This is a genomic window from Neisseria sp. P0021.S006 (genome assembly GCF_051956895.1).
In genome coordinates, this window is sequence record NZ_JBQCWZ010000340.1 from 1 (window position 1) to 1,464 (window position 1,464).

Annotated in this window: 2 protein-coding genes; both read right to left on the minus strand. The window is 53.3% G+C overall.

The genetic code is table 11. The features are described 5' to 3' along the window. A partial coding sequence (locus tag ACTHUM_RS13920; RefSeq protein WP_440403160.1) for an iron chelate uptake ABC transporter family permease subunit occupies positions 1 to 591 on the minus strand: 591 nt, incomplete at its 3' end. Positions 592 to 821: 230 nt separating this feature from the next. Continuing rightward, positions 822 to 1,464, minus strand: a 643-nt coding sequence (locus ACTHUM_RS13925) for a siderophore ABC transporter substrate-binding protein (protein WP_440403161.1), incomplete at its 5' end; no start/stop codon positions are given.

Genomic DNA, 1,464 nt, shown 5'->3' on the forward strand with positions numbered 1-1,464 from the left:
GGCAAACAAAGCCAAAATTCCCGTTGCCCACAACAGCTCATACCGCCCGAGCAACACGCCGGAAAAATCGCCCTGTTGCCACACGCCGAGCATTTGCAGCATTTCGTTTTCATACGCGATAAAGGTGGCCACCGCCTCAATCACACCGCCGAAAATAATCCCGACCAAAGGCACCATCAGTTGCGCGGTCGGCGGCAGGCGGCGGATCAGCAGCATAAAGACCAGCATCCCGATCAGCGCGGCAACGGCGGCAACCGACATTTTTGCCAGCAGCGGCGCGGCCGGAAGCAGCAGGGTCATCAACAGCAAACCCAAAGCCGCGCTTTGGCTTGCGCCCACCATCGACGGTTCGACAAAACGGTTGCGCATCAAAATCTGCATAATCATACCGGCCACCGCCATCGACGCACCCGTCAGCACAATCGCAAACGTGCGCGGCAGGCGGCTGATGAACATGACTTGCTGGCTGTCGGATAGCGAAAACAGGGCGGACCATTTGAAGTCGGCCACGCCGACCGACAGGCTGACGGCAAACAATATCAGCAGCGCCACGCCGTTGGCCGCATTTAAAAATGAAGGTTTGTGAAACATAAAATGGTTCGGAAAAAATAAGGCCGTCTGAAAGAAGGGTTAAGGTATTTTGCGAAAAAGGCAGGTCTGCCCATCATAAAAACAGATGCAAACAGGCAAAAATTGTCCATTTGCACCATGTATTTTCAGACGGCCCAAATCCAACGACTTCAGATCAAGCAGCTTGATCCTGTGAATCATCAAACCCTTTAGGCCGTCTGAAAGAAGCGGGCGGCTATGCCCGCGCCGAATTACTTGGCCGCATTAAACGCATCGCTGACCTGTTTGGAAGCATTCAGCAATTCTTGTGCGCCGCCGGCCGCCAGATAGGTTTCCGGTACGAGGTACACGACTTGGCCTTTTTTCCATGCAGTTGTTTCGGCAACCAAAGGATTGTCCAAAACATCTTTCGCAGCCTGACCTTCTTCACCGATGGCCGCGCCACGATCCAAAACGAACAGCCAATCAGGGTTTTTCTCTTTCAGGTATTCAAAGCTGATAGGCTGGCCGTGGCTGCCTTCTTTAATTGATTCATCGACAGCGGGAACGCCGATGTCTTTGTGCAACCAACCGCCCAAACGGGAAGAAGGGCCGAAAGCCGACATCTTGCCGCCGTTGACCAAAATTACCAAACCATTGCCTTTGCCTTGAGCAGCGGTTTTCGCCGCTTCAAACGAAGCATCGATTTCCGCTTTCAGCTTGTCCGCTTCGGCTTGTTTGCCGAAGATTTGCGCCAGTGCGTCGATGCGCTCTTTTGAGCTTTCTTTCAGATTGGCGGTTTCGGCGGTCATCTCGATGGTCGGTGCGATCTCGTTCAACTTGTCAAACGCTTTGGCTGCACGGCTGCCGATGATGATGAGCTGCGGTTTGTAAGCGTTGAGTGCTTCGTAGTCA